Annotated in this window: 6 protein-coding genes and 1 pseudogene; 5 read left to right on the top strand and 2 right to left on the bottom strand. The window is 42.2% G+C overall.

What is annotated here, in order from left to right; all coding sequences use genetic code 11:
* Both mreC and ACKPEB_RS17210 read right to left on the bottom strand, forming a co-directional pair.
* On the bottom strand, nt 1-564 hold a 564-nt coding region (gene mreC, locus ACKPEB_RS17215), incomplete at its 3' end, for a rod shape-determining protein MreC (RefSeq protein ID WP_408966188.1).
* A gap of 70 nt (nt 565-634) precedes the next feature.
* Nucleotides 635-1,639 carry a rod shape-determining protein gene (locus tag ACKPEB_RS17210; protein ID WP_408966189.1) on the bottom strand — a complete coding sequence of 335 codons (1,005 nt, stop codon included), beginning with the start codon at nt 1,637-1,639 and terminating at the stop codon, nt 635-637.
* A 1,061-nt stretch (nt 1,640-2,700) separates the two neighbouring features.
* Here ACKPEB_RS17210 and ltrA point away from each other — a divergent pair.
* From ltrA to ACKPEB_RS17185, 5 genes and pseudogenes are all read left to right on the top strand, one after another.
* Nucleotides 2,701-4,245: a group II intron reverse transcriptase/maturase gene (gene ltrA / locus ACKPEB_RS17205; RefSeq protein WP_408966187.1), complete on the top strand. Its 1,545-nt coding sequence runs from the start codon at nt 2,701-2,703 to the stop codon at nt 4,243-4,245.
* A gap of 31 nt (nt 4,246-4,276) precedes the next feature.
* Nucleotides 4,277-4,390: a hypothetical protein gene (locus ACKPEB_RS17200; RefSeq protein ID WP_408966186.1), complete on the top strand. Its 114-nt coding sequence runs from the start codon at nt 4,277-4,279 to the stop codon at nt 4,388-4,390.
* Between the two features lie 95 nt (nt 4,391-4,485).
* A pseudogene (gene ssb / locus ACKPEB_RS17195) lies at nt 4,486-4,779 on the top strand (single-stranded DNA-binding protein); the annotation flags it as partial.
* A 12-nt stretch (nt 4,780-4,791) separates the two neighbouring features.
* Nucleotides 4,792-5,322, top strand: coding sequence for a hypothetical protein (locus ACKPEB_RS17190; RefSeq protein WP_408966185.1), 531 nt, complete (start codon nt 4,792-4,794; stop codon nt 5,320-5,322).
* A gap of 544 nt (nt 5,323-5,866) precedes the next feature.
* Nucleotides 5,867-7,825 (top strand): protein kinase domain-containing protein, encoded by a 1,959-nt coding sequence (locus tag ACKPEB_RS17185; protein ID WP_408966184.1) that lies wholly within the window; start codon nt 5,867-5,869, stop codon nt 7,823-7,825.
* The last annotated feature ends 219 nt before the right edge of the window (nt 7,826-8,044 follow it).

The raw sequence follows: 8,044 nt of genomic DNA, 5'->3' as shown, positions 1-8,044 counted from the left end.
CTCCATTAATCCTTGATCACTAGCATTTCCCTTGAGAAATCCCATATTGCGACTGCGACTAATCGTTACCCCAATTCGACTCATGGGATCAGTTAAAAGTATCACTGTACTTGTATTGGGTGTAACACTCATCACTCGTCCAGCTAATCCCCCTGGAGCCACCACTAAATCGTGATTCCGAATTCCCTGTTGACTTCCACGACCGATAATAATTTGTTTCCACCAAATATCAGCACTGCGACCAATTACTGGAGCAATAATCCCTTTTTCTTGCTTTTTAGAATTGACATAATTTAACAACCCTTGTAACTTTTGATTTTGGTTTTGTAACTCTTGAATTTGAGCTTCTAACTGATTAATTCGAGGAGCAACTTGTCGAACCAGTTTCTCTTGTTCCGTAACCGTTGCTGTTGCTAAATGAAAGGGACGAGTTAACCAATAATACATTTCATATAAAGCTGCCCCTTGAGTTTGTCGCACTAAAGTCGCCGCTAAAACAGCCAAACCTAGTAAAATAAATTGATTGCGACTGCGATTCCACCAACTCCGTGTTTCCATACCCATGATCATTAAATCCCTAAAAAAATTTGAGGATGGAAGTATGACCATCCCCGATTTCCCCCCAGAAGATCACCTAGAGATTTCGTGAACCTCCAGTAAACACCCGTTCCAATTGTTTAATTTCTAAGACCCGACCTGTTCCTAACACCACACAAGATAAAGGATCGGCTGCAATATGAGTAATAATTCCGGTTTCATGACTGATTAAACTATCAATTCCCTTCAGTAAAGCGCCTCCCCCAGCCAACATAATTCCGCGATCAATAATATCAGCCGCGAGTTCTGGGGGAGTTCGTTCCAAAGTGCGTTTGATGGCATCAATAATAATTGATAACGGTTCTGACATACTTTCGCGCACCTCTGGTGCTTTAATTGACACCGTTCGGGGTAAACCCGATAATAAATGAATTCCCCGAACTTCCATAATAGTATCTTCTTCAGAATAGACGGGATAAGCAGAACCCATCCTAATTTTAATATTTTCCGCCGTTTGTTCCCCAATCACCAAGTTATGAACTTTTTTCATATACTGGATGATAGCCTCGTTCAGTTCGTCTCCTGCCACCCGCACCGACTCACTCAAGACCGTTCCCTGTAAACTCAAGACAGCAACTTCTGTAGTTCCCCCTCCAATATCAACAATCATATTTCCCGTTGGTTCTGCTACGGGTAAACCCGCACCAATGGCGGCGGCGACAGGTTCATCAATTAAACGAACATCTCTAGCACCCGCTTGAGATGCGGCTTCAATCACGGCCCGTCGTTCAACTCCGGTGACTCCACTAGGAATTCCAATCACAATTCGAGGCGCAATTAAAGTTTTACCATCATGGACTCGCCGAATGAAATGTTTGAGCATTTGTTCAGCGACATCAAAATCCGCAATCACCCCATCCCGTAAGGGTCGCAACGCAATTACATTTTCTGGAGTGCGACCTAACATTTTTTTGGCTTCTTCGCCAACGGCTAAGGGTATCTTTTCCTGTTTGTCAATGGCAACTACAGAGGGTTCTTGTAGTACAATCCCTTTACCCGATACATACACCAGCGTATTAGCGGTACCGAGGTCAATACCCATGTCCCGCGATAAGGAAAAACGACTCAAAAGACCCACTGTTGTTTACGCCCCCACAATCCAAATTTTTTTAACAATGTTTGATAGAAGTTTGACATAGAGCAAGCAACCGATGTGAATTCTATTACGTTTTTGTGTTTGCGTCTAGTGACCTTGATTTCAGCCCAGATCGGCACTCACCCCCCTGACGCTGACTATAGCCATAGTTCGGTGGTTTCCAGACCGGATCAGGATTGATGTCTCGACAACAACCCCCTGTTCACTGTTAACCCTGAAATCGAATACAATACCATCAGGGTAGTTCACTACGCCTATATCATTTGTAATCGTTTGTCAATTTATTATTAATTCAAAGAATGAGTCTGAATATTGTTACCTTGGTTGGTCGGGCTGGCAGAGATCCAGAAGTCAAATATTTTGGTGCGAACCGTTAAGCGTAAAAGCCATCAACCCTTGATGACGTGACGCTTGCAAGGATTTGTAAAATAACTGCAAAACCTTGACAACTTAATTTCTGAGTGGGTGAGATTCTTAAGAAATGTTACGAAAACATAAAACTTAACAAAATCTTTAGAAATCAATTCCCGCCATCTAAATGCAAGATGAAGCAATGCCCCCACTGGGGAGAATGACCATCAAACTGGTGAAGCGGGGCGTAACGGAGGTAACTCTGAACCTAACAGGGAATCCCTTCTAGTGAGGTGAGTATGAGTAAGGAAAACTGAATCTGCGATTGAACCATCGTCATTGACAACAGCCTACATAGGTTATTGGCTGGGCCAAAAGGCAAGGATAAGGGCTAGGCAACTCGAAGTTTGACCTAGAGCATTCCCAAAGAAACCCGGTGGATAGCAGAACTCTAACCTCATCGCAAAGCAGGAATTAGGAACGGGATAACTTCTCGGTCATCTCTCAGGAGGTCGAATACCTGAGTAGGCAGTCAAGCCGCATGATGCCAAGAAGCGAGATTGATTCAGAAGCCAACGCCTTTAGGAAAGCTAAAGGATATGCTGACGGAATCACGGTGATTTGGAGATAGAAAATCGAGTCAAGGTAAAAACGTCATGGACACGGCTATTAAACCGATGTATGAATGGGAAACAATAAACTGGGCAAAAGTCCAGAGATCCGTTTTCAAGCTTCAAAAGAGAATCTATCAAGCCTCTGAACGTGGTGATGTTAAGGCAGTTCGGAAGTTACAAAGGCTGTTGACTAATTCGTGGTACGCCAAAGTTTTGGCTGTCAGGAAAGTGACCCAAGATCATAAGGGAAAAAACACTCCCGGCACTGATGGGATAAAACGTCTTCGTAATCCTCAGAAAATCAGGTTAGCCCAAGAGTTACACTTCAATGACAAATCCGACCCCACCAAAAGGGTATGGATTCCAAAACCGGGTCAAGAGGAAAAAAGACCTCTGGGAATACCCACGATGACAGATAGAGCGAAACAAGCCCTAATGAAACTGGCCATTGAACCCGAATGGGAAGCTAAATTTGAGCCTAACTCATACGGATTCAGACCGGGACGGTCAGCACATGACGCAATATCGGCAATATACAATGGCATCGTTCAAAAACCGAAATATGTTCTTGATGCCGATATTGAAAAATGTTTTGACCAAATTAACCATGAGAAACTACTCGAAAAGTTGAATACCTCACCCACCTTTAGACGGCAAATTAAAGCATGGCTAAAAGCAGGTGTAATGGAAGGCGAGCAATTATTTCCAACCCCTGCTGGAACTTCCCAAGGAGGTGTTATATCGCCATTATTGGCAAATATAGCTCTACACGGGATGGAAAAAGCCTTAGAAGGTAAATTCAAACGAAGAGTCGGTAAAACCCAACAAAAGCGGGATATAAGCTTTGTTAGATATGCCGATGATTTTGTAATCATGGATGAAGATTTGGATGTAATCCTCGAAGCAAAATCAGTAATCAAAGAATGGTTAAAAGAAATGGGGCTAACTCTCAAAGAAAGCAAAACCAGAATCACTCACACTTTTGAAAAATACGAAGGTACAGTGGGATTTGACTTTCTAGGTTTCAATATTCGGCAATACCCAGTTAGTGACAAACAAAGTGGGTCAGTTGGTGGAACCGAAATGAAGAGAGGACATAAAACGCTCATCAAACCCAGTAAAGAAGCGATCCAAAAACATTTGGATAAGATTGACGATTTACTAAGAAGGAATCGTCACTCAAGCCAAGAGCAAGTTATAAACGCCCTAAACCCGGTAATACGAGGATGGGCTGCTTACTACTCAACGGTAGCTAGTGCCAATACCTTCAACAAAATCGACAGCATAATCTTCTCCAAACTCAGAGGATGGGCGAGGGGTAGAAGTGGACGAGGACAGAATCAAACTGAAACCGTCTCAAAATACTGGGGAGTCAACAGAGGATTAGGCTGGATATTTATCACCCCTGACAACAAATATGTACTGGAAAAACACCAGAACATGAAAATTTGTCGCCCTATCAAAGTAAAAGACACAAAAAGTCCTTTTCACGGAGATTGGATATATTGGGGACAAAGATTAAGTCAACATCCAATGCTAAGAAATATGGCATCCAAACTTCTTAAAAAAACAAGAAGGAAAATGTAACCACTGTAATCTGAGATTCATTAGTATTGACTTGCTTGAAATCCATCATATTGACTATTGTCGAGCAAACAACAAAATCAATAATCTTGAATTACTACACACGCACTGTCACGACATCAGACACGCGAATAAAGAGGTACTCTAACCAGCCAAGTCACTGAGGAGCCGTATGAAGTGAAAGTTTCATGTGCGGTTCTGAACGAGAGGTAGGAATGGCGACATCCCTATCGACTCTAATAGTCAGGTAGCGTTGTCTGTAATTTAACCTTAGCAGTTGATCGCCGGACTCGAAAAACGGATGAACCGGATTGGTTTAACTTGGAAATTTGGGATAAAACAGCAGAAGTAGCAGCGAACTATGTCCGTAAAGGAAGTTTGATCGGTATTAAGGGGGTGTTAAAATTTGAGTATTGGCAAGATCGCAACACTGGAGTCCATCGTTCTAAACCGGTAATTCGAGTGTATGAATTGCAACTGTTGGGTTCTAAGCGGGATGAAGAAGGTGTACCTCGGAATACTTATGATGAGTTTTAAGACGAGAATATTGTGGCTGAAGAACCCTTAGACATCATTCAAAGTCAATACCAAGCAGGTCAACTTGCCTTTGAGCAGGGACGTTATCGAGAGTCTGTTCAATATTTAGAGCAGGCTCGTCAAGCTGTGGAATCGAATTCTCGTCTGGGTGGAGAGATCCAAATCTGGTTAGTCACCGCCTATGAAGCTTCTGGTCAACGACAGGATGCGATCGCTTTGTGTAAACAGTTGGTTCGTCATCCCACCGTGGGAACTCGTCAGCAGGCGCGTCGGTTACTCGAAGTTTTAGAAGCACCTAAACTCTATATTGATCCAGAAGGATTTGTAAAAATTCCTGATTTGAATCATCTGGAGGAGAAGGAAAAGGCGCGTGTTTCCCAGTATTCCGTCACGTCTAAACCCGTTGCGGCCCAGTCCTCTTCTAATGCCCAGTTTCTAAACAACGTTGAGGGGGCCAAGACCCAAGATAATCAATTTCTGTGGATAGCCTTAATTCTCATACTACTGGTCAGTGGTGGATTATTCTGGTTCAGTTCGTTTTAAGTTCAATCTCCTACCGGGCTATCAACTTGGGGCAGAGGATCTTCCTTCGTGCATTGGTTGATACGCCTTGGTTGAGAGAACATCTTAACTTATATGTTTGTTAGCAAATGTTAGCAAAAAAGTATCGGAATTGGTTGATGGGACAATCAATCGCAACCTGTTGAGGGAATGGCTGACTCAATACTTCCTTTCCCTGTTATAGTTGAATTAAAGATAGAAGACAGGAAACAGAATATTGAAGAACAATAGGGTTAAAGGATGACTTGGAGTAGGGAAGATGCGGGCATCCAGAGATCAGGGCATCAGGTAATATTGGCTATTGTCAAGGAGAATATCTCTAAAACCCCAATACCCTAACCCCATACCCAGTCACCCCAGACCCCATACCGTTCTGACTTCTGGTTCCTGACTCCTGATTCCTAACTCTGCAACCTAGATCTGGGTTCTCGCTTCTGTGAGTTATTGCCTTAATCCTAAGTGCCCAAATCCAACTGATTCAGCAAACGAGAATCGCTCCACTTGTTGTCAATGTGGCTCTGATCTTTTGCTGGAAGGTCGCTATCGTGTCATTAAACAACTTGGTGGTGGTGGTTTTGGCAAAACCTTTGAGATTGATGATCAAGGAAAATTGAAGGTTTTAAAAGTTTTATTAAAAAACCATCCTAAAGCGGTTTCTTTGTTTAAACAAGAAGCTAAGGTTTTAAGTAATCTCAATCACCCTGGAATTCCTAAAGTTGATCCGGATGGATACTTTACCTATACGCCTAAAGGAAGTGATGAAACCCTCCATTGTTTGGCGATGGAAAAAATTGAGGGTTTAAATTTACAAGATTGGATGAAGGAACGGAAAAAAGAACCCATCAGTCAAGAACAGGCTTTTGAATGGTTAAAACAACTGGTGGAAATTTTAGATCAAGTTCATCGTTTGCAATACTTCCATCGGGATATTAAGCCTCAAAATATTATGCGGAAACCCAATGGACAGTTAGTTTTAATTGATTTTGGAACCGCACGAGAAGTTTCAGGAACCTATTTAGCCAAAGTCGAACAAGGACAAAATGTAACGGGTATTGTTTCCCCAGGTTATACGCCTCCCGAACAAATGAATGGCAAAGCGGTTCCTCAATCGGATTTTTTTGCTCTCGGACGAACGTTTGTTTATTTATTAACCGGAAAACCCCCCACCGCTTATCCTGAAAATCCTCGAAGTGGAAAATTATTATGGCGCAAAGGAGCCCCGAATATTTCCGATGAATTAGCCGGACTGATTGATTATTTAATGGCAACGTTTCCGGGTAATCGTCCCCAATATCCCCAGATGATTCTGCAATGTTTAAGAGACATTGATCTAAGTCCTCCAGCGAATAATCAAAATAGTCCGAGTGACTCGAAGGATACCTCGGATTCTAAACGTAAACGTTCTCAAGAAGAAGGGACAAATGCTGTCAAGAATGCTGGACTGAATTTCTCTGCTCCTCAGATTAAACTTCCTAAAATTTCGATTAAATATTTATCCATTTTCGGCACTTCTTTATTAGTAATGGGGGGAATTTATACTCAAATTGATGGCTATGTTCGCTATGGATTTATTCCAGCTAATCCCATTTTAATTTTAAAAAGTTTACCGAGCAGCATTTTTTTAGAGGGCTATAAACGAGCCGTGGGTGAGGTGTATGCCGTCGTGATCAGTCCGAATAATCAGAACCTCGCAGTAGGAAGTTTTGGAGCGATTAAAATTTGGGATTTAAAAACAGATGCTGAACCTCGTACGATTGCGGCTCATTCGAGTTGGGTTAAAGCGTTAGCCATTAGCCCTGATGGTAAAGTTTTAGCCAGTGGTAGCAATGATAAAACCATTCGCCTTTGGAACTTGAAAGATGGAAATCGAATCCGAACCATTGAAGGACACACGGGGGGGATTAATGTGATCGCCTTTAGTCCTAATGGTAAAATTTTAGCCAGTGGGAGTGATGATCAAACCATTCGTCTTTGGGATTCACAAACGGGTTCTCGACAATTAAATATTGCAGGTCATGAAGGTGCCGTTTATAGTCTGGCGTTTAGTCCTGACGGTCAAACCTTGGCCAGTGGCGGAAAAGACCGCTTGATTCGATTCTGGAACTTGCAAACGGGTACTCGCAAACGTAGCATATCGGGTCACGAAGGAGCCGTGAATGCTATTGTTTATAGTCCCGATGGTAAAACTTTAATCAGTGCTAGTGATGATGGTACGATTCGCTTATGGAACCCGAATACAGGGGAACAAAAAGCGGTTTGGAATCTTAATCATCATCCCGTTAAATCTTTAGCCCTAACTAAGAATGGTCAAACCCTTGTTAGTGCGGGTAATCATGTCATTGTTTGGGATGTGAAAACAGGGAAAAAACTAGCAACATTATGGGGTCATTCTAAACCCATTAATGCTTTAGATGTGAGTTCTAATGGTGAAATTGTGGTCAGTGGCAGTGAAGATAAGACAATTAAAATTTGGCAAATGCCTTAATCAGTTACCAGTTATCAGTTATCAGTTTAAACATTTTTAGACTGTTTTTGTGGTCAATTCCTATCCTATTTCTCGACTTAGAGATGAAAATGCAGCAAAAAACATCCGAGAAGAAGGGGTAAAAATCTTGTCAACAAATACCGTAGGGCATACGGAAATTCAAGCTTGTGGAGAGGATGTAAGACTCGTTGGTGCTTGCGCCAAAAAGCATTCTTCTGT

The sequence above is a fragment of the Planktothrix sp. genome, assembly GCF_046067725.1.
In the GTDB taxonomy this organism is placed as follows: Bacteria; Cyanobacteriota; Cyanobacteriia; order Cyanobacteriales; family Microcoleaceae; genus Planktothrix.
Note: the sequence above shows the minus strand (reverse complement) of the source record. Positions and strands in the feature narration are given on the sequence as shown.